Genomic DNA, 20,521 nt, shown 5'->3' on the forward strand with positions numbered 1-20,521 from the left:
GCTGTGGAAAATCGTCAAGGACGCGTCATCCGCAGGACGTCGAGAGCCTCGTCGAGCTGCTGTTCGGTCAGCTTGCCGCTCTCGAGATGACCGCGTTCGACGACGACTTCCCGGATCGTCCGGTTCGAGGCCAGCGCGGCCTTGGCGATGGCCGCGGCCTCGTCGTACCCCAGGTACCGGTTGAGCGGGGTGACGATCGAGGGCGAGCCTTCCGCGTACGCCAGGGCGACCTCGACGTTCGGTTCGAGGCCTGCGATGCACTTGTCGGCCAGCAGCCGCGCGGAGTTGGCCAGCAGCCGGATCGACTCGAGCAGGTTGCGGGCCATCACCGGCAGCATCACGTTGAGCTCGAAGTCACCCTGCGAGCCGGCGAAGGACACCGTGGCGTCGTTGCCGATCACCTGGGCGCAGACCTGGCGCACCGCCTCGGGCACGACCGGGTTCACCTTGCCGGGCATGATCGACGAGCCCGGCTGCAGGTCGGGCAGGCGCAGTTCGCGCAGGCCGGCCCGCGGGCCCGAGCCCATCCAGCGGATGTCGTTCACGATCTTGTAGAGCCCGACCGCGATGACCTTGAGCTGGCCCGACGCCTCGACCAGCGCGTCGCGGGCGCCCTGGGCCTCGAAGTGGTCGCGGGCCTCGGTGACCGGCAGGCCGGTGCTCTGCCGCAGCCGCTCGATCACGGCCGGGGCGAACCCGGGTGGGGTGTTGACGCCGGTGCCGACCGCGGTGCCGCCCAGCGGCAGTTCGCCGAGGCGCGGCAGCGTGGCGGTGAGCCGTTCGATGCCGTTGGCGACCTGACGCGCGTACCCGGAGAATTCCTGCCCCAGCGTGACCGGGGTCGCGTCCATGAGGTGGGTGCGCCCGCTCTTGACCACCTCGGACCAGGCCTCGGACTTCTCGAGCAGCGCCGACCCGAGGTGTTCCAGGGCCGGGACGAGCTCGCTGGTGATCGCCTCGGTCGCGGCCAGGTGGATCGAGGACGGGAAGACGTCGTTGCTCGACTGGGACGCGTTGACGTGGTCGTTCGGGTGCACCGGGCGGCCCAGCTCGCGGGCGGCCAGCGTGGCGATGACCTCGTTGGCGTTCATGTTGGACGACGTGCCCGAGCCGGTCTGGAACACGTCGATCGGGAACTGGTCGTCGTAGCCGCCCTCGGCCACGTGCGCGGCGGCCGTGGCGATGGCCTCGGCCAGATCCTCTTCCAGTACGCCGAGGGCCGCGTTGACCTGCGCGGCCGCGCCTTTGATCTGGGCCAGCGCCTTGATGTGGGCGGGTTCGAGCCCGCGCCCCGAAAGGGGGAAGTTCTCGACCGCCCGCTGGGTCTGGGCGCGCCACAGGGCGTCGGCCGGCACCCGGACCTCGCCCATCGTGTCCTTCTCGATCCGGTACGCGCTCTCGTCTGTAGTCACTGCTCCATCGTCTCTCCGACCGCGCTCGAACGCAGATGATCCGTACCACCCAGCAGAGCGAGCGTCCGGTCGACGTCGTGCCGATTCGGTGAGTCGAGGTCGGCCAGCGTCGCCCGGGCCCGGGTCAGCAGCCGGCGAGCCTCGTCAGGGTCCTCGGCGATCAGGCATTCGCCCAGCCCGGCCTGGGCCAGCGCGATCTGCCAGCGCAACCGGGCCCGCTCGGCCTGCGCCAGGGCCCGCTCGAACATGGCTCGCGCGGCCAGCACGTTTCCGGCCCGCAACAGGGTGGTTCCGAAGCCGTGGCAGAGCCGCGAGATCTGCTCGCGGCTGTGCAGCTGTTCGGCCATCAGGACGGCCTGGCGATGCTCGTCGATCGCCTGCTCGAGTTGCCCGCCCGCCGCCAGCAGCAGGGCGAGCTGATTACGGACGTTGGCTTCCCAGTGCGGCAAGCCGGCCCTCCGGGTCACCGCCAGCGCCACCCGCACCTGCCGCTGGGCGGCGGCCAGACCGATGGCGCCAAGACGGTACTTGACCACGGCGATGTTCATCAGGGTGTCGCCCAGCCGGGTGGGGTCACCGACATCCAGCTGGCCGATGAGGCGCAGCCGGTGGTAGCGCAGAGCCTCCCGGTACTTGCCCAGGCGCTGGAAGTTGTGGGCCAGGGTGTTGAACTCGTCGCGGCCGTGCCGCGCCACCGAGAGGCGCCGGACCTCGAACGCGAGCTCGTTGCTGCGCGCCCACTGCCCCATCTCGTGATAGATCACGCCCAGGTTGATCATGGCGCGACTGATGTCCTCCGGGGTGCCCACCTTGCGGCGGATCGCGATGCACTGCTCCTGCAGCCGGACCGCCTCGTCCATCGCGCCCCGCCGATAGTGCGCCGAGGCCAGGTAGTTGAGCATGGTCGCGGTGGCGGCGAGGTCCCCATCGCGTTCGAGCACCCTGAGCGCGCGCTCGTGCAGGTCCTGCACGTCATCGATGTAGACCCGGTTGAACAGGTGACGCCAGGCGGCCCGGGGCAGCTGCCAGGCGTAACGCGACAGCTCTGGCACGGCCGCGGCGGCATCGACGTAGGCCGCCATGGCGGCCCGCTCCCGTTCCAGCCGCGCGAACGGGTCGGTCACCGCGGCGAGCAGATCCGGCCGCGCGGGGGCGCCGAGTCCGACGTCCCGGATCACCGCTCCGCGGTACGCCTCGAGGTTGGCGGCCACCGCGGCATGGAGCTGGAAGTCGAACAACCGCCCGAGGGCCTCGGTCCGCGCCTCCGGCGCCATCTCGGCGGCCAGCGCGGCCGCATATTCGCGCAGCAAGTCGTGGAAGCGGTAGACACCCGACTCCGGCTCGTCGATCAGGTGCACGTCGACCAGATCGTCGAGTGCGTCGCGCACCTCGTCGAGCGACCGGTCGGTCAGCGCCGCCACGGCGAGCAGGTCGAAATCGCTGCCCGGTATCAAGCCGAGCAGCCGGAAGACGTCGCTCGTGGGCTCCGGTAGTTGCCGATAGGAGACCGCGAAGGCGCTCGCTACCGACCGCTGCTCGGCCGCGAGCTCGGGTAGGACGGACTCGCCGAGCCGGCGTACGAGGTCGGCGACCCGCCAGCCCGGCCGGTGGGCCAGCCGCGCGCCGGCCAGCCGGAGGGCCAGGGGCAGGCCCCCGCACCGGCGCACCACCTCGGCCGCGGCCTCGGGTTCGGCCCAGACCCGCGCTCCGGCCATGCGAGCCAGCAGCGTCAGGCCCTCGTCGGCGTTGAGCACCGACAGCGATTCCGGGTGCACGCCGTCCAGCCCGAGCAGCCGGCGGCGGCCGGTGACCACCGCCAGGCTGCCGGGCGTGGCCGGCAGCAGGTCGGCCAGTTGGGCGCTCGAGGCCGCGTTGTCGAAGAGCACCAGCGCGCGCCGGCGGGCCAGCTCGGTGCGCCACAGCCCGACCCGTTCGACCAGGCCGGGCGGGATGCGCTCGGCCTCGACGCCGAGCTGGCCCAGCAGCACGAGCAGAGCGGCGGCGGGCTCGAGCGGTTGTTCGGCGTCGTGCCCGTGCAGGTCGACGAACAGGTGCGCGTCGGGGTAACGGTCGCCGAGCAGCGCCGCCGCGTGCAGGGCAAGAGTGGTCTTGCCGCTGCCGGCCATCCCGTCGATCACCACGACCCGCGACGACCCGGTGTCGGCCTCGTCGACCGCGGCGGCCAACCGGCGCATCACCTCGACCCGGCCGGTGAAGTCCTGGACCGTTCGGGGCAGGCAGCGCACCCGGGACGGAGGCGCCGGCCGCGGCGGAGCGGCCGTGATCGTCCCGGTCAGCATGGCCGCGTGCAGGTCCTGCAGCTCGCGGCCCGGGTCGAGACCCAGCTCGTCCCGCAACGCCGTGCGGAGGCGCCGATATTCGGCGAGCGCGTCGGCCGGCCGGCCCGATCGGTGCAGTGCCTGCATGAGCCGGCCGCTCAGCCCCTCGCGCAGCGGGAACCGGTCGACCGCGGCGGAAAGCTCGCCGACCAGCTCCCGTTCGCGTCCGGCGGCGATCTCGAGCTCGGCCCAGGCCTCCAGGGCGGCTACGTGCTGCTGGTCGAGGACCGCGGCGGCCAGGCGTACGCCGTGGGCGTCAACGCCCGCGGCCGCGTCCCCGCGCCACAGGTCGAGCGCCCGCCGGTAGAGCGCCGGATCCTGACTCTCGCGGGCCTCGGCCACCAGCCGGGTGAACTCGGTGGCGTCGAGCTCGCCGGCACCCGGATCGAGGCTGTATCCGGCCGGATCGGAACGGATCGCGTCAACCGGCAGCGACCGCCGCAAACGGGACACGCACGTCTGCAATTGACCCCGAGCCGTCGTCGGCGGGCCGGCGCCCCAGACGGCGTCGGCCAGAGTGCCGATGCCGAGGACGCGTCCCGCGTGCAAAAGAAGCATGACCAGGACGATGCGATCACGACCGGCCGTGATGGCGACGTCGCGTCCGTCGACGGTGACGGACAGTGGCCCGAGGATGCGATAACGCATGCCGCCCCTACCCGTTGAGACGCATCGAGCCTACTCGACCGGGTGAGAGCGGAACGACAGCGAAACAACAGCGCGATCGGCAAGGCTGAGGGTCGCGCCGCCGCATCGTGGATGTTCTGTCATCGCCCCAGCACGATGCGGCGGTTCGTGGTCGAACGGGGGCGTGCGACCCGTCCCTGTGGACGGGTCGCCCGTATCTCGCTGATCACTGTCGGTTGGACGATGTGGCGGCCGGAACGTACCGTCGCTGGAGCGTGCCCCCGTCCCCGACCGAACAGGATCACCTCATGCGACGCGCCCTCCTGGCCGTACTGGCCGGCAGCGTCCTGCTCACCGGCGCCGCCTGCGACAGCGACGCCAAGAGCACCGAGGCGGCCCCCGAGGCCACCCCCGCGAGCACCGCTCCGAGCAGCCCCCCGCCGCCGGACTACACGGCGAACACCCGCACCGTGTGCGGCAAGCTGCAGAGCCTGTACTCCGTCGAGATGCGCGACTTCGGCGCCGCGATGGGCAAACTGGTCACCTATCGCGAGGCCAAGCAGAAGGCCGAGGCGACCAAGGCCGAGACCACCGCGGTGACCGAGCTCAAGCAGGTGGCCGCGAAGATCCGCAAGGAGACGTCGGCCGCCCAGAACCCGGAGTTCAAGGCGGCCGGCCTGACCTCGGCCGCGAAGGTCGACGCGAGCGCGGTCAACAAGGCGTACATCAAGAAGGCGACCACCCTCAAGGTCCTCAACTCGACCATCGAGGGCCAGTTCAAGGAGTGGCTGAGCCCGGTCGCCGGCTACTGCGCGGCCTGAGCCGAGGCCGCCCGCACCTGGTCGCGCAGCCACCGGGACGGCACGTCCTCGTCGAGCCGCTGATGCCAGCGCAGGTTGACGTCAACCTCGGGCAGTGTCAGCGGGAACTCGTGCCAGCGCAACGGCATGCCCCGTGCGGTGAGGTGCTCGGCCAGCACGCGCGGGGCCAGGCTGATGACGTCCGGCTCGAGGGCCAGCAGGGCCGCCACCGCATAGTTGGGCACGACCGCGGTGACCCGCCGGCTGAGCCCGTGCTGGGCCAACTGGTCGTCGATCGGCCCCCGGGTGAGCCCTCGGCGCGACGCCGAGATGTGCGGATAGCGCACGAGATCATCGAGCGTGATCTCGCCGGCCCGCCCGAGCCGGGAGTCGGCGGCGACCAGCGCGACGACGTGATCGCTGAACAGGGTGCGGCTGCGCACATCGGGCGGCGGCGGGTCGGCCACGCCGATGTCGAGGTCGAGAGTGCCGTCCCGCAACGGCTCCGGATCCTTGGACTGCTGCGCGACGAATCGGACGGTCACCCCCGGCGCCTCGGCCGCGATCCGACCGGTCAACCGTGAACTGAGCACCGGCGCGAGGCCGTCGTTGATCCGGATCGAGAACGTACGACGCCACGTGGCCGGACTGTCATCCGGAGCGGCCCGCAGCGCGGCCGCCGCGTCCAGCAGGGCCCGCACCTGAGCCCTCGACCGTTGCGCGAACGGCGTCGGCACCAGCCCGCGCCCGGCCCGCACCATGATCGGGTCGTTCATCGCCTGACGCAGCCGGCCCAGCGCCCGGCTGGTGGCCGGCACGGACAGGTGCAACCGCCCGGCCGCGGCCGAGACACTGCCCGTCTCCAACAGCGCGTCGAACACCCGCAGCAGATTCAGGTCCATGTCCCCCTACTTGCACTAAACGCAAACACAGCTTGCCATCTTTGCAGTAGACGTTATGCCAGACCTGGCCGTTCACTGATTGCATGAACATGCGACTGGTCCGCCCCACCGCCTACGGCAGCCCCGACGTCCTCGACGTGGCCGAAGTTCCCGTCCCCGAGCCCGGCTCCGGCCTCGGCCCCGGCGAAGTCCTCGTCCGGGTCAAGGCGGCCGGCGTCAACCCGATCGACTGGAAGATCTACAGCGGCGCGTTCCACGACGTCGACGACGACCACCACGACCAGGCCGGAGTCGACATCGACGCCCTCCCCCGCATCGGCCTGGAATGCGCCGGCGTGGTCGACGGCAACGAGGTCATCGTCTATCCGGTCACCGCCGCCTACGCCGACTACGTGGTAGCCCCGGCCGACTCCCTGATCGCCAAGCCCGCCACGCTGAGCTGGGCCGAAGCCGCCGGCTTGATGCTGACGGGCACGACGGCCGCGCACGCCCTACACGCGGCCGGAGTGCACGAAGGCGACACAGTCCTGATCCACAACGGCAGCGGCGGAGTCGGCCTGATGGCCATCCAACTGGCCACCCACCGCGGCGCGAAGGTGATCGCCACCGCCTCCGAGCACAACTTCGAGCTGCTGCGCAGCCTGGGAGCAACCCCGGTTGCCTACGGCCCCGGACTCCTCGACCGCGTCCAGGCCACCGCACCCGACGGCATCACGGCCGCCCTGGACCTCATCGGCACCGACGAAGCCCTGGACACCTCACTGGCCCTGGTCGCCGACCGAACCCGCATCGCCTCCATCACCGGCGGCCCGCGCCGGGCCAAGGAGGGCATCAAGCTCCTCGGTTACGGCCCCGGCGAAGACGCGGGCGCAGAACTCCGAGCCGCAGCCCGAACCGACCTGGCCACCATGGCCGGCGCCGGAAACCTACGCGTCCTCATCGCGGCGACCTACCCCTTGACCCAGGCCGCCGAAGCCCACCGCGCCGGCCAGTCCGGCCACACCCCCGGCAAACTGATCCTCATCCCCTGACGCCCCCAAGAACTACAGCCCAACCTTCTTGACGCCGTAGTTGGCTTGCTTGGTGGTGAAGCCCTCGAACTTGAGCTGACTGACCAAGCCAGAGCGGGAGAACGAGCCGGAATCCAGATAGTCGGCCGCTTTCTTGGCGGCTTGCTCGTTCCAGTCAGCCTTCTGAGCAGCAACGCCGTAATTGGCCTGCTTCGTCGAGAAGCCTTCGAACTTGAGCTGCTTGACCAGCCCTGACCGGGAGAACGCGCTGGAATCCAGGTAATCAGCTGCCTTCCCCGCGGCCTGCTGGTTCCAATTGGCCTTCTGAGCGTCCACCCCAAAGGTGGCGTCCTTGGTCGAGAAGCCTTCGAACTTGAGCTGCTTGATCAGCCCGGACCGGGAGAAAGAGGAGCTCGCAAGATAGTCGCCCGCCTTGTCGACGGCGTTCTCTTGCGCGACGGTCAACTCCTTGGTGGGCTCAACGGCTGGTTCGGCGACGGCCTCGGCGGTGGATTCAGCAACGGGCTCTGTAGTCGGCTGAACTCCGGCGACGAGGCTGCCCTTGTAGTCGCCGCACAACGTCACGTCCCAGAGCTCCGGGTCGTAAGCACGGGTGCCGGCAGTCATGTCGATACACAGCTGGAGCTTGTCGATCGCCTCCTGGTTCGGCGAGTTCGTGGGCGCGGTGGTCACGTCCACAGTGGCGTTAACTTCCGCCACGGGCACCTCAGCGGGCGCCTCGTCGCCTCCGCCCGCAGCCATCCCGATGACGAGCAGTCCAGCGAGGACACCACCGCCGACCAGACCGATCTTCTTACCCCGGCCCATTTTCTTCGGAGCAGAACCATATTCGGACGGAGACATATTATTTCCTCACGCAGGCTGAATGGAAATCACGCCGATTGGCCGAAGAGTTTGAATTAGGCCATCCCCAGGCTAAATGCCATATGTAGCCGGGCAATCCACCAGACGTACGCGGGCATCAGCCCAACGACCGATTCATCAACGCCGTTGGTGCTGCCGATCAGGCCAGTCGGACCCGGCGCGGGCAGCCTTGAACGGCGGCGTGACCGACGAACTGAGCCTCGACTTCACCCCGGTCCTGCTCAACCCGGGCGAGCGCAAGTTCGACGGCGTGGAATACTTCGGCTACAAGCCAGTCAAGATGCTGCACTCACCGCTGACCACACGCATCCGCTATCGCCGCGTCGGCGGCTTACTGTACGTGCAGCTCGCCGACCTGCTGGCGGGCATGATCGAGCGGGGCGAACTCAAAGAGGGCGACCCGCTCCCGAGCGAGTCGTACCTACAGCAGGAGTACGGACTGGCCCGCGGCACGGTTCGCTCCGCCGTCCGCCTGCTCCGAGAGCGGGACATGGTGACAACCGCACCTCAACGCGGAACCTACGTGAACCGCCCGCAACCTGACCCCAGCGTTGAGGTGCCAGGAGGACGGGCCGCCCACCGGTGGTCCCTCCCGGCCACGTCCGTAGAGTGCCGCCGTGCCTGATCATGTGCCTGGCTGTTCCTGTTGCGGCGCCCCGTTGGACGGGGTGGATCTTGACGTTCGGTCGGAGTTGCCGGACGCGATGCCGGGACTGCCGGCGGAGCGACTCGCGGCGGCCTGGGGTGATCGGAATTTGCAGCGGCTCGAAGGCGTCGGCGGTTTCGTGCGGTGCCTGATGCCGGTCCGGCTGACCGGCGGCGGGAGCGTGACGTATTCAGTGTGGCTGAAGGTCGATGACGATCAACTGCGCCACGCCAACCAGGTGTGGACGACCGACGAGTACGTCGATCTGACTCTTCGCGGCGAAGTGGCCAACGCCATCAGGCCGTGGCCCGACCTGCTGGGAGGGGCCGCCGAGGCACGGACCCGAGATGTCGGCACGCTGCCGTATCTGAGCCCCGTCGGCGAGGGTGTGTTGTCTCAGGTGCTGACGCAGGTCTGGGACCGGGATGACGTTCTCAGCCGCATCGGGCACGCCCTCCCGGTCGCCGTGCAGCAGCAGGTGACAGCGTCGTGGTCGATCGAGCGGACGGCCGGTCTCGCGCCGCGGGTGCACGGCGACATCATGAGGTTTGTCGGCCCCGGCCGGACTGTCCACTTCGAGGCGTTCGGCCTGCCGGACGGAATGACGCCCGAGGTCGTCCTGACCAAGATGACGGAGGGGACGCCCCAGCCGCGGGACGGCGAACTGTCCGAACAGGATGGTGACCTGCTGCGCCACGCCTTCTGGCTGAAGGCGACGCCGAACGGCCGCACACAGTACGAGCTCTACGGCCACGCGGCTGCGCCTGCGGGCGGGGCTTACATCACCTGCATGTACGACAGCGCCGACGATCTCGAATGGGCCCTGGCCGTCTGGCGATCGGCCCGCCCTACGTCCACCACCTCAGGCGAGTTGAGTCAGCAGTTGTGACCAGGCGGCCTCGGCGGCGCCGGCTATCGGGCCGGTGGGGCCCAGGGCGGCGGCGACCAGCGGGGGTGGGGACTTGCGGCGGATGGCCATCAGGCCTGAGTGGTAGGCCGAGTGGAGTTCGGTGGGGGCGGCGGCCAGCAGGTCGGCGGCGATGCTGCCCAGGGTGACCAGGTCAGCGTCCAGGCCGTTGACCAGGCCGGCGATTCCGCGGCCGAGGGCGGCGGCGGCCATGGTGACGGCGGCGCGTTCGGCGGGGGCGTCCGAGGCCAGAACCTTCCGGGCGTACGCGACGGGGTCGGCCGGTGGCGGCTGGCCGAGGTGACGGGCCAGGGCTGTTCCGTCGACCGCTGTGCCCCAGCAGCCGCGGGCGCCGCAGGGGCAGATCACGGCGGGGTCGCCGAAGGGCATGTGGCCGAATTCGCCGGACGCGCCGTGGGCGCCGATCACCAGGTGGCCCTGGTCGACCACCGCGCCGCCCAGGCCGTATTCGATCAGCAGGTGCAGGGCGACCGAGGCGCCGGCGGCGGCGCCCCGGGCTGATTCGGCGGTGGCGGCCAGGCTGGCGTCGTTGCCGGCGACCAGCAGCGGCGCGCCGGGCCACAGGTCGTGCAGGTCGACGTCGTGCCAGCCCGACGTGGTGGCGTCCAGCCGCAGGTCGGACGTGACCGGGCCGGGGGCCGCGACGCCCAGGGCGCGCACCCGCTCGCTGTACGTCTGGCGCATCTGATTGATGCCCACCGTCACGCCGGTGACCACGTCGGGCCAGGACGTGCCCGCGTGGCCGGCCGAGACTGTCGCTACCGCGTGACCGCCCAGTTCGACCACGTCGAGGCGCCAGGCGCGGTGGGTGATCTGGGCGGCCAACACCAGCGGGCCCGCGGGGTGGGCGACCAGGGCGGTGGTCGGGCGACCGCGGGTGCCGCTGCGGGCCGCCGGGGCCTCGGCCAGCAGAGACGCCTGGGTGAGGCGGGCGACCAGCTCGGTGGTGGCGCCGGTGCCGATGCCGAGGTGGCGGGCGGCGTCGGCCCGGGTGACGCCGGGGTGGGCGTGGACCACCCGGAGCAGCTCGGTCGTGCGCGTCACAGTCGGTCCGATCCCTTCTTTTGCTCTGACTCAGAGCTTATTCTGCGAGCGTGACACTGAACCGCCCGGCCCTGGCCGTTCTGGGGGCCTCCTCGTTTTTCTACGTGACCGCCGAAACTATCCCGGTCGGGCTGCTGCCTGAGATCGCGGTGGGGCTCGACGTGGCCGAGTCCGATGTCGGGCTGCTGCTCACCAGCTATGCCGTGGTGGCCGCGGTGAGCACGATCCCGCTCACCGCGCTGACCATGCGGGTGCCGCGGCATCTGCTGCTGGCGATCACGATGGCGATCTTCGTGGTGTCGCAGGCCGCGGCCACCTTCGCGCCGACCTTCCTGGTGCTGGTGCTGGCCCGGCTGATCTGCGCGCTGGCTCACGGCGTCTTCTGGTCGGTGATCGGGCCGGTCACCGCCCGCCTGGCGCCGCCGGGGCAGGCTGGGCGGGCCACGGCGCTGGTGTTCGTCGGCAACTCGCTGGCGATCGTGCTCGGTGTGCCGCTCGGCACCGCGCTTGGGCAGTGGCTGGGCTGGCGTACGGCGTTGGGCGCGATGGTCGTCGGCGGGGCGATCTGTGTGATCGGGCTGATGAAGGTGCTGCCGAAGTTGCCGCCGCGGCCGCACGACCTGAACGTGCGCCCGGTCGCCCAGTTGCGGGCCGCGATCGCCCTCGGGCGGGACCGCCAGGTGCTGCTGCTCTGCGTGATCACGGCCTTGCTGGTGATCGGCCATTTCTCGGCGTACACCTACATCGCCCCGCTGGTGCGGCGCGACGCCGGGCTCGAGGGCGCCGGGCTGAGTGTGCTTCTTCTCGGGTACGGATTTGTCGGCCTGATCACCAACTACGCCGTGGGCCGCTTCGTCGACCGGCGGCCGGGCACCATGCTCGTCGGCCTGCTCGCCGTGCTGGCGGTGTCGGTCGCGCTGCTGGCGCCGGTGCTGGGCCTGGTGCCGACCGTGATCGTGACCCTGCTCTGGGGCGGCGCCTTCACGGCCATCCCGGTGCTGCTGGCCGCGGCCCCGCTGCGGATAGCGCCGCGGGCCCGGGACGCGGCCTCGGCCCTGTACGTGGTCGCCTTCCAGATCGGGATCGGCGGCGGCGCCTTCCTCGGCGAGCGGATGATGCGCGCCGATCACCTGGGCGTGCTGCCGCTGGTCACGGCGGGCTTCGCCGTCCTCGCGATCATCGTCATCGTCACCGTCGGCCGGCGCGCCTTCCCCGCCCGCCTGAGCGAGGAAGACCACCACCGAGCCGAAGCGCAGCTTGTGAGCTAAGGCGTGTTTCATAACTGGGGTCGGCCGGCGGCGAGGTCCAGACTTCGGCTGCGTGCGGCCCGCGGAAGGCAGGCTACCGGTGTTGTAACCGGCCTTTCGCGGGACGTGCGCAGCCGGAATCTGGGCCCGGCGCAGGTCGGGTCCAGTTACGAAACACGCCTTAGTTCTTGAGGGCCACTTCCGCCGCGGCCAGGAAGGCGTCGTTCTCGTCCGGCGTGCCGATCGTGACGCGGACGCCGTCGCCCTGGAACGGCCGGACGATCACCCCGCGCGACTCGCAGACCTGGCCGAACGCCACCGCGCCGTCGCCCAGCGGCAGCCAGACGAAGTTGGCCTGGCTGGTCGGCACGCTGGCGCCCATCGCCCGCAGCGCCTCGGTGACCCGGTCGCGCTCGGCCACCACCAGCGCGCACCGGCGGCGGACCTCCGCCTCCTGGGCCAGGGCGGCCATCGCCGCGGCCTGGGCGACCAGGCTGGTCGAGAACGGGGTGAGCACCTTGCGGATGGCCGCGGCCACCTCGGGCTGGGCCACCAGATAGCCCATCCGCAGACCGGCCAGGCCCCACGCCTTGCTCATCGTGCGCAGCACCAGCACGTTGGGCCGGTCGCCGTACGTCTCGAGCCCGTCCGGCACGTCGGGGTCGGTCACCAGTTCCCGGTACGCCTCGTCGAGCACGATGAGCACGTCCGAGGGCACCGAGGCGATGAACCGGTCGAGCTCGGCCCGCCGGACGGCCGTACCCGTGGGGTTGTTGGGGTTGCAGACGATCACGAGCCGGGTCCGGTCGGTGATGGCGGCGGCCATCTCGTCGAGGTTGTGCCCGTGCCCGTCCGTGTTCGGCACCCGCACGCTGGTCGCGCCGACCCCGGCCGAGATGATCGGGTACGCCTCGAACGAGCGCCACGAATAGACGATCTCGTCGCCCGGCAGGCAGGTCGCCTTGACCAGGATCTCGGCCAGTGCCACCGACCCGCAGCCGGTCACGATCCGCTCGGCGGCCACCCCGAAGCGCTCGGCCAGCGCGTCCCGCAGAGCGGTTGAGCCCATGTCGGGGTACCGGTGCGAGTGCAGCATGGCGTCGGTGACCGCCTCGACCACGCCGGGCAGCGGGCCGTACGGCACCTCGTTGCTGGCCAGCTTGATCGCCTCGGCGATGCCCAGCTCACGGGTGAGGTCGGCCAGGTTGCGGCCGGGAACGTAGGCGGGCAGACCGTCCAGGTCGGCGCGGGTGAGGCGGGTCATCTTCCGTCCTTCAGTTTTGTCCGGTTGAACCGTTTCCGCCGGTGGTGGCGTCGACGGGCTGGCGGTCGTCGGGCGGCAGCGCGATCACGACCGTGCGCGCCGTCTTGTCGTGGAAAGCCTGGCGCAGCTGCTGGTCGAAGATCGGCGACACGCAGTCGATGAGCTGCAGCACGAAGCCGATGCCGGCGCAGCCCCAGGCCGGGGTCCACAGCCCGAGGCGGGCCCACCGCCCGAACGCGCGGCCGAAGCCCAGCGGCTTGGTGTCCTCGACGGCCACGACCTTGATCCGCATGATGCGTTTGCCCAGCGTCTGACCGCTGCTGCCGATCGAGGGCGCCTCATAGGCGAGCCAGAGCAGGGTGGCGATGATCAGCATGGCCCAGAGCAGCCCGTCCATGCGGCCCGAGGCCTGCACGTCCCAGGCGCTGCCGCCGTTGGCCATCTCGTCGAGCGTGGCGCGGTACATCGGCACGAACTCGCGCGCCCACTGGTACGCGAACCAGCCGTTGATCACCACGTTGAGCAGCAGCACGGCGCCGATGTCGATGAGCCGGGCGACCAGACGCGGACCGAGCCCGGCCAGCGCGAACCCGTGCGGACGGGCCTGCATCGGCGGGAACATGCCGGGCGGCGGCTGCCATCCCGGAGGCGGCTGCCACCCGGGCGGGGGCTGCTGACCGGCCGGCGGCTGCCACCCGGGCGGGGGCTGCTGACCGGCGGGCGGCTGCCACCCAGGCGGGGGCTGCTGACCGGCGGGCGGCTGGTGCCAGCCCGGGGGCGGCTGCCAGCCCGGCGGCGGTGGAGGCTGCGGCCCCCAACCGGGCGGCGGGGACTGCGGAGACTGCGGCGCCGGAGTGGCGGCCGGGCCGGCCGGCGTCGCCGTGGGCTCGGGCGCCGGGGGTGGTTCCTCCTCGACCGGCGGCGGGCCGTCGGGTGGCACCGCGTCGGCCGGGATGGCCTTCCCCAGCCATCCCTCCCCGTCCCAGTAACGCTGGGTATCGGGCTCGGCGGGGTCTTTGTACCAACCGGCGGGCAGCGAGCTCATGCAGAAACCTTAACGACCACTGTCTGAGCGGCTTTGTCGTGCAGGGTCTGCAGGTACGGCTTGTCCCACAGCAGCCACAATGAGTCGATCCAGCTGAAGGCCGGCACCACGGAGCCGACGAGGAATTCGACCGCGTAGCGCTTGGCCGCCATGCCGCGGGTGAGCCGCCGGGACGGGTCGATCGGCACGATCCGGATCTTCATGGCCTTCTTGCCCAGGGTCTGCCCGGTGCGGTATGCGAGTTCCACCGCGTACACGTAATAAACGAGCATCAAGAAGACAAAGATCCCCAATCCCAGCAGAAGCATCGGTACGACGTATTCGCCGGTGAAATCGGCGAAGGTCACCACCCCATCCGGCTCGTCGGCCTCAGGCAGGCGCGTCAGCATCACGATCACCACCGGAATGATCACGACGAACTGCACGACCGACAGCAGCGCCATGTCGATCATGTAAGCCAGCAGGCGCTGGCTGAACTCGGCGAGCGGCACGCCGGCCGGGCTCAACGGCGGCGGGGGCGGCGGCCGGAGGCCGGGCCCCGCCGAATAGCCCGGCGGCGGCCCGTACCCAGGTGGTGGCTGATTCACGCGAACAGTGTCACAGATTTCCGCGCAGTTCCTGCTCCCGCTCGATGGCCTCGAACAGCGCCTTGAAGTTGCCCTTGCCGAAACCGAGCGACCCGTGTCGCTCGATCAGCTCGAAGAACACCGTCGGCCGGTCCTGGACGGGCGAGGTGAAGATCTGCAGCAGGTAGCCGTCCTCGTCCCGGTCGACCAGGATCTTGCGGGCCTTGAGCTCCTCGATCGGCACCCGCACGTTGCCGATCCGGGCCCGCAGCTCGGGGTCGTCGTAGTACGAGTCGGGGGTGTCGAGGAACTGGACGCCGGCCGCGCGCATGGCGTCCACGCTGGCGATGATGTCGTTGGTGGCGACGGCGATGTGCTGGGCGCCCGGGCCGTCGTAGAAGTCGAGGTACTCGTCGATCTGCGACTTGCGCTCGGAGACGGCCGGCTCGTTCAGCGGGAACTTGACCTTGCGGGTGCCGTCGGCCACGACCTTGGACATCAGCGCCGAGTAGTCGGTGGCGATGTCGTCGCCGATGAACTCGGCCATGTTGGTGAAGCCCATGACCCGGCCGTAGAACTCGACCCACTCGTCCATCTTGCCCAGCTCGACGTTGCCGACCACGTGGTCGACGGCCTGGAAGAAGCGCTTGGGCTGCAGGCCGGCGGCGATCGCGGGCTGCCGGTCGACGATCGGCGCGCGGGTGACGAAGCCGGGCAGGAACGGCCCCTGGTATCGGGACCGGTCGACCAGGGAGTGCACCGTGTCCCCGTACGTCGCGATGGCCGCCACCCGCACCGTGCCGTGCTCGTCGGTCAGGTCGTGCGGCTCGGTCACGCCGCGGGCGCCGGCTGCGACCGCGTGGGCGTACGCCTTGTCGACGTCGGGCACCTCGAGCGCGATGTCCTGGATCCCGTCGCCGTGCTTGGTCACGTGGTCGGCCCCGGGCGCTCCGGCGTGCACGGCGCCGACCAGCACGAACCGAGCGCCCCCGCTGGTCAGGACGTACTCGGCGTGGTCGCGGTAGCCCTGCTCGGGTCCGCGGTAGGCCACGCAGGTCATGCCGAAAGCGGTGGAATAGTAGTGAGCCGCCTGCTTGGCGTTGCCCACGAGGAACTTCAGGTGGTCGACGCCCTTGACGGGAAAGACGTCGTCGGTGCGGGTCTCCTGTGCCATCGTCTGCGTCATTGACAGAGGTTGTCGCAGGTCACAGGCCTGATTCAACATGTGTCCGCGCAACTGCGCAGGGTGCCCGGTCGGGCCCGGGCCGGGCCGGTCGGCCGGTGCAACTTGCACAATCGCGCGTACGCCCTGTCCGTTATATCCGGCAAATCGTATCGACACGGGCGAATCAAGATCCTTCGTCCGGGTGATTGACCTGGCTAGCGTGTCGCGCATGGCGTCGGGTGGCAGCCCCTGGAAGGGGTACGCGCTGGTCGCGATCGTGATCGTGATCGTGCTGGCCACCACCGGCGTGTGGAACCCCTGGCCCCAGGTCTGGGCGTGGGTCAACACCAGCGAGCCGATCGCCGGCAACGCGGCCCGGTGGCAGCAGCGCATCGGCGGCAGCCCACAGAGCGTCGCGGTGGTCGGCGACGCGGTCATCGTCGAGTTCCGGACATCGATCGAGGCGTACGGGATCACGGCCGGGGTCAAGCTCTGGGACAACGACGCCGACTGGGCCTCGGTCGCCGGCACCGGCAACGACGCGGTGGTGGCCACCGGCCGGCTGCTGACCAAGGGCTACCAGGTGCTCGACCCGCGCAGCGGCGCCGTGCTGCGGGCCGACACCGAGGCCACCGCGGTCTGGACCTACCGCGACTCCCTGCTCGACCTGCACTGCGCCGGGGGCGGCGACTGCCGGCTGACGGCCTGGGCCCCGCGCGGCGCCAAGCCGCTTTGGACCGTCGACACCGGCGGCATCGGGTTCGTGCTCAACGCGGCCAATCCCGACCTGCCCGACACCAAGCCGCTCACGGCCGACCGGGTCGACGACGACGTGGCCCGGCCCCGGCTGACGCCCAGCCTGATCGGGCTGCCCGACGACGGCAAGATCCGCGTGATCGACACCGCCACCGGCAAGGTCGTGCAGGTCGCCGAGCCCGGGCCCGACCAGCGCGTGGCCATCGCGGGCGGGCGGGTGCTCACGGTGACCGGCACAGCACAGGACGGCACCTGCTACTACGGCGTGGTGGCGACCGACCCGCCGTCGTCGGCGCCGGTCTGGCAGCGCGATGGGCTGAACCTGCGGACCGCCGACAACGGCTCCAATTGCAAGCAGGAACACGACCCGGCGGGCGGCGAGGACGTCGTGCTGGGCGTCGACCCGACCGGCCGCCAGGAGCTGCTGGCGGCCCACGACGGGCGGCTGCTGTGGCGCGGGGCCAAGGGCGAGACCGTGCTCGCGGTCAACGACAGCCACGCCGTGATCCGCAGCGCCGACGAGCGGACGCTCCGCGGATACGGCTTCAGCCGGGGGAAGACGACCTGGTCACGGCCGGTCGGCGAGGGCGGGGCGGCCGCCATCACCCCGTACGCGGCGGTGATCACGAGCCGGAAGCCGGAGCGGGTCGTGGCCGTGGCGCCCGGCAGTGGGCGGGTGCTGGTCGACCTTCGTACGGACGCGGAAGTTTTCGCCGTCGGACCGGGCGGCCTGATCGCCGTGGCCGGGCGTGAGATGGCCTACATCCCGTTCTCTTGACGGAACAGACTTGACCGAACTGGTACGCGCTGATCGGCGGAGTGGTTCGCCGATGCCCGGGCGGCTTGTCTAGGCTTGCCGGTCATGAGCAAAGGGGCCGCATTCTCGTACTCGCCGCTGTTGCCCATCGGCGACGACCTGACCGAATACCGACTGGTCACGGACGAGGGTGTCGACGTCGTGCACGGTCCCGGCGGCCGCCGGTTCCTCACCGTCGAGCCGGCCGCGATGACGCAACTGACCGCCGAGGCGATGCACGACATCGCGCACTACCTGCGCCCGGCCCACCTGGCCCAGCTGCGCGCGATCATCGACGATCCCAAGGCGTCCCCCAATGACCGGTTTGTCGCGATTGACCTGCTGCGCAACGCCAACATCGCGGCCGGCGGTGTGCTGCCGATGTGCCAGGACACGGGCACCGCGATCGTGATGGGCAAGCGCGGGCGGCACGTGCTGACCGACGGCACCGACGAGCAGGCCATCGCCCAAGGCGTCTATCAGGCGTACACCCGGCTGAATTTGCGGTATTCGCAGCTGGCCCCGCTCACCATGTGGGACGAGCGCAACACCGGCTCGAATTTGCCGGCCCAGATCGAGCTGTACGCGGAAGACCCGGGCGGCGCCCCCGACGCGTACAAATTCCTGTTCATGGCCAAGGGCGGCGGCTCGGCCAACAAGTCGTACCTCTATCAAGAGACCAAGGCGCTGCTCAACCCGGCCCGCATGATGGAGTTCCTCGACGAGAAGCTGCGGCTGATCGGCACGTCGGCCTGCCCGCCCTACCACCTGGCCGTGGTCATCGGCGGCACCAGCGCCGAGTACGCGCTCAAGACAGCCAAGCTGGCCAGCGCCAAGTACCTCGACAACCTGCCCCGGCACGGCACAATGTCGGCCCACGGCTTCCGCGACGTCGAACTCGAGGCGGCCGTCCTCGAACTGACCCGCGACTTCGGCATCGGCGCCCAGTTCGGCGGCCGGTACTTCTGCCATGACGTACGGGTCATCCGCCTCCCCCGGCACGGCGCGTCCTGCCCGGTGGCGATCGCCGTGTCGTGCTCGGCCGACCGCCAGGCCCTGGCCAAGATCACGCCGTCCGGCGTGTGGCTCGAGCGCCTCGAGACCGACCCGGCCCGCTTCCTGCCCGAGGTCGACCTGGGCAACGAGCCGGTGGTCAAGGTCGACCTGAACCGCCCGATGGCCGAGATCCGCGCGGAACTCTCGAAATACCCGGTCAAGACCCGCCTGTCGCTGACCGGCCCCCTGGTCGTGGCGCGCGACATCGCCCACGCCAAGATCGCCGAGCGGCTGGACGCGGGCGAGCCGATGCCGCAATACATGAAGGATCACGCGGTCTACTACGCCGGCCCAGCCAAAACCCCCGAGGGGTACGCGTCGGGGTCGTTCGGCCCGACCACGGCCGGCCGCATGGACTCGTACGTCGAGCGCTTCCAGGCCGCCGGGGGCAGCCTGGTCATGCTGGCCAAGGGCAACCGCTCGGCCCAGGTGACGCAGGCCTGCAACTCGTACGGCGGGTTCTATCTCGGTTCGATCGGTGGCCCCGCGGCCCGGCTGGCCCAGGACTGCATCCGCCACGTCGAGGTGCTCGAATACCCGGAACTGGGCATGGAAGCGGTCTGGAAGATCGAGGTCGAGGACTTCCCCGCCTTCATCATCGTCGACGACAAGGGCAACGACTTCTTCGCCGACGTGACCCGCCCCAACCCCCTGCTCCGCATCGGCGCCCGCCCCTGATCTCGGCCGAACGGTCCCGTACACCAGCACCGTCGGCCCACTACAGCCGTAGTTCCGAGCCATAAGCTGACGCCGATGGCACCTGACGACAGCATCTACGAGGCCTTTCCCGTACCACTGAACTACGGGGATTCGGACCGCTGGCCGACCTGCAACGGGAACTGATCAAGGCGCTTGCCGGTCTGCTCGTCGTCGGCGCCACCGCGGCGGTGAGCCAGGCCGGGCGGGCCCTACCCGCCGTGATCTCAAACTTGCGGCCTCGCAAGCCGGTCCGGCCGGCCCTTGCGGCTGCGCCTCCGACCGAGACCCAGCAGGTGGTGACCACCCTCGAGGCGGCCCAGGCCGCGATGCACACCAGCGAAGCGCGAATCGCATTCCTGGCCGCTCTCGTGACCCGGTTGTACAGCGAGGACCAGCTGAGGCTGCCGCGCGCAGCCCGGATCGACGACGTCGGCGGCCTCGTGGCTCTGGACGGCATGGTGGCCGCGCTGACCACCGAGCAGGTCCGGTCGGCCATTACGGCGCTGATCGACGAAAACCCGCCCTTCGTCGAGGCCAGCGCCCACGCTGAGCTGCGGCGGGTTCTCCGTCTCGGCCGTCCCGAACCGGTCCGGGTGTCCCGGGCCCAGGGCCGCGCTCAGGACTCCGGCGAATTCCTCGTCGCCGGCCGCCGGCTGAACCCCGGCGACAAGCTCACCTCGGCGAACGGCCGCTACACGCTCGCGATGCAGCCCGACGGCAACCTCGTCGGCTACGACGGAACCAAGGCGTTCTGGGATACCGGCACGTGGGGACGCCCCGGCTGCTACCTCGTCGCGGAACCGAACGGCCGCTTCACCGTCATGACACCGGAAGGAACTGTGGCCTGGTCCCAGGCCTCGGGCAGCCCTCACGCCTTCCTGTGCATCCAGGACGACCGCAACATCGTCATCTACTTCAACGACGCGACTCCCGCCGCCGCCTGGGCCAGCCACACCAACATCTGAACGCTCGAAGATGGGAGGTGGCTCACCGCAGACAAGTGGGCCTATGGCATCGTCCCTGGGCAGGTGAGCGAGTCCAACGTCGACGGTCTTCCGGGAGGTCACCATGCCGAGCAGCGCGAATGCCGACCCGATGCGCCGTATTGCGCAGCAGGTCGCGGATTGCTTTGCCGGCAACGGCTACGCCTTCGTCGAGGATGACCAGCTTGACGTGCTTGCGGCTGCGCTCTCGTCGTTCTTGGTGAACGCCAGGATCGCTATCAACGTGCCGGTCTCCGCATCGACTGCGAACTCGGATCAGGGCATGAGGACCAGTTCGTCCGGGACGTTTCCGGCGCGTTGGGTGTCGGCCGCCTGGGCCAAGGGGTAGGC

At 70.3% G+C, this 20,521-nt stretch carries 18 protein-coding genes; 9 read left to right on the top strand and 9 right to left on the bottom strand.

All coding sequences use genetic code 11. The features are described 5' to 3' along the window. Nucleotides 1–14 precede the first annotated feature (14 nt). Together M1L60_RS27745 and M1L60_RS27750 are read right to left on the bottom strand one after the other, a co-directional pair. The gene (locus M1L60_RS27745; RefSeq protein WP_308208550.1) at nucleotides 15–1,412 is read right to left on the bottom strand and encodes a class II fumarate hydratase; all 1,398 of its coding nucleotides are present in this window, start codon (nucleotides 1,410–1,412) and stop codon (nucleotides 15–17) included. Next, entirely contained in the window at nucleotides 1,409–4,399 is a 2,991-nt protein-coding gene (locus tag M1L60_RS27750) for an AfsR/SARP family transcriptional regulator (RefSeq protein WP_253240475.1), read from the bottom strand. The genes M1L60_RS27745 and M1L60_RS27750 overlap by 4 nt, the downstream gene beginning before the upstream one ends. Nucleotides 4,400–4,686: 287 nt before the next feature. Here M1L60_RS27750 and M1L60_RS27755 point away from each other — a divergent pair, with 287 nt between their 5' ends. Then, nucleotides 4,687–5,199, top strand: coding sequence for a hypothetical protein (locus tag M1L60_RS27755; protein WP_253240476.1), 513 nt, complete (start codon nucleotides 4,687–4,689; stop codon nucleotides 5,197–5,199). Here M1L60_RS27755 and M1L60_RS27760 read toward each other — a convergent pair. Next, nucleotides 5,184–6,080, bottom strand: coding sequence for a LysR family transcriptional regulator (locus M1L60_RS27760; RefSeq protein WP_253240477.1), 897 nt, complete (start codon nucleotides 6,078–6,080; stop codon nucleotides 5,184–5,186). The two genes, M1L60_RS27755 and M1L60_RS27760, sit on opposite strands and share 16 nt — an antisense overlap. A gap of 83 nt (nucleotides 6,081–6,163) precedes the next feature. On the opposite strand from M1L60_RS27760, the gene M1L60_RS27765 reads away from it, so the two are divergent. Next, nucleotides 6,164–7,111, top strand: coding sequence for an NADP-dependent oxidoreductase (locus M1L60_RS27765; RefSeq protein WP_253240478.1), 948 nt, complete (start codon nucleotides 6,164–6,166; stop codon nucleotides 7,109–7,111). A gap of 12 nt (nucleotides 7,112–7,123) precedes the next feature. Here M1L60_RS27765 and M1L60_RS27770 read toward each other — a convergent pair whose 3' ends face one another. Continuing rightward, nucleotides 7,124–7,954: an Ltp family lipoprotein gene (locus M1L60_RS27770; protein ID WP_253240479.1), complete on the bottom strand. Its 831-nt coding sequence runs from the start codon at nucleotides 7,952–7,954 to the stop codon at nucleotides 7,124–7,126. Between the two features lie 202 nt (nucleotides 7,955–8,156). Between M1L60_RS27770 and M1L60_RS27775 the strand changes: the two genes are divergently transcribed. Then, nucleotides 8,157–8,600: a GntR family transcriptional regulator gene (locus M1L60_RS27775; protein WP_253240480.1), complete on the top strand. Its 444-nt coding sequence runs from the start codon at nucleotides 8,157–8,159 to the stop codon at nucleotides 8,598–8,600. A gap of 4 nt (nucleotides 8,601–8,604) precedes the next feature. Continuing rightward, a complete protein-coding gene (locus tag M1L60_RS27780; protein ID WP_308208553.1) occupies nucleotides 8,605–9,510 on the top strand; it encodes a DUF2199 domain-containing protein in 906 nt (301 codons plus the stop codon). Here M1L60_RS27780 and M1L60_RS27785 read toward each other — a convergent pair. Then, the gene (locus M1L60_RS27785) at nucleotides 9,484–10,593 is read right to left on the bottom strand and encodes an ROK family transcriptional regulator (protein ID WP_253240481.1); all 1,110 of its coding nucleotides are present in this window, start codon (nucleotides 10,591–10,593) and stop codon (nucleotides 9,484–9,486) included. The two genes, M1L60_RS27780 and M1L60_RS27785, sit on opposite strands and share 27 nt — an antisense overlap. Nucleotides 10,594–10,643: 50 nt before the next feature. On the opposite strand from M1L60_RS27785, the gene M1L60_RS27790 reads away from it, so the two are divergent. Continuing rightward, a complete protein-coding gene (locus M1L60_RS27790; protein WP_253240482.1) occupies nucleotides 10,644–11,861 on the top strand; it encodes an MFS transporter in 1,218 nt (405 codons plus the stop codon). A 160-nt stretch (nucleotides 11,862–12,021) separates the two neighbouring features. On the opposite strand, the gene hisC is transcribed toward M1L60_RS27790, so the two are convergent. Genes hisC through hppD form a run of 4 tightly spaced genes read right to left on the bottom strand, consistent with a single transcriptional unit; the run spans nucleotide 12,022 to nucleotide 15,901 of the window. Further along, nucleotides 12,022–13,104: a histidinol-phosphate transaminase gene (hisC, locus tag M1L60_RS27795; protein WP_253240483.1), complete on the bottom strand. Its 1,083-nt coding sequence runs from the start codon at nucleotides 13,102–13,104 to the stop codon at nucleotides 12,022–12,024. A gap of 10 nt (nucleotides 13,105–13,114) precedes the next feature. Then, entirely contained in the window at nucleotides 13,115–14,149 is a 1,035-nt protein-coding gene (locus M1L60_RS27800) for an RDD family protein (protein WP_253240484.1), read from the bottom strand. Further along, nucleotides 14,146–14,736, bottom strand: coding sequence for an RDD family protein (locus tag M1L60_RS27805; RefSeq protein ID WP_253240485.1), 591 nt, complete (start codon nucleotides 14,734–14,736; stop codon nucleotides 14,146–14,148). The genes M1L60_RS27800 and M1L60_RS27805 overlap by 4 nt, the downstream gene beginning before the upstream one ends. Before the next feature lie 10 nt (nucleotides 14,737–14,746). Next, a complete protein-coding gene (gene hppD, locus M1L60_RS27810) occupies nucleotides 14,747–15,901 on the bottom strand; it encodes a 4-hydroxyphenylpyruvate dioxygenase (protein ID WP_253240486.1) in 1,155 nt (384 codons plus the stop codon). Between the two features lie 181 nt (nucleotides 15,902–16,082). Between hppD and M1L60_RS27815 the strand changes: the two genes are divergently transcribed. The 4 genes from M1L60_RS27815 to M1L60_RS27830 all read left to right on the top strand — a co-directional run bounded on the left by M1L60_RS27815 (nucleotide 16,083) and on the right by M1L60_RS27830 (nucleotide 20,519). Next, nucleotides 16,083–17,414: a PQQ-binding-like beta-propeller repeat protein gene (locus tag M1L60_RS27815; protein WP_253240487.1), complete on the top strand. Its 1,332-nt coding sequence runs from the start codon at nucleotides 16,083–16,085 to the stop codon at nucleotides 17,412–17,414. An 84-nt stretch (nucleotides 17,415–17,498) separates the two neighbouring features. Then, nucleotides 17,499–19,166: a fumarate hydratase gene (locus M1L60_RS27820; protein WP_253240488.1), complete on the top strand. Its 1,668-nt coding sequence runs from the start codon at nucleotides 17,499–17,501 to the stop codon at nucleotides 19,164–19,166. A gap of 317 nt (nucleotides 19,167–19,483) precedes the next feature. Further along, the gene (locus M1L60_RS27825; protein ID WP_253240489.1) at nucleotides 19,484–20,152 is read left to right on the top strand and encodes a hypothetical protein; all 669 of its coding nucleotides are present in this window, start codon (nucleotides 19,484–19,486) and stop codon (nucleotides 20,150–20,152) included. A 103-nt stretch (nucleotides 20,153–20,255) separates the two neighbouring features. After that, nucleotides 20,256–20,519 (top strand): hypothetical protein, encoded by a 264-nt coding sequence (locus tag M1L60_RS27830; RefSeq protein ID WP_253240490.1) that lies wholly within the window; start codon nucleotides 20,256–20,258, stop codon nucleotides 20,517–20,519. Nucleotides 20,520–20,521 lie beyond the last annotated feature (2 nt).

The sequence above is a fragment of the Paractinoplanes aksuensis genome, assembly GCF_024137025.1.
Taxonomy (GTDB): domain Bacteria; phylum Actinomycetota; class Actinomycetes; order Mycobacteriales; family Micromonosporaceae; genus Actinoplanes; species Actinoplanes aksuensis.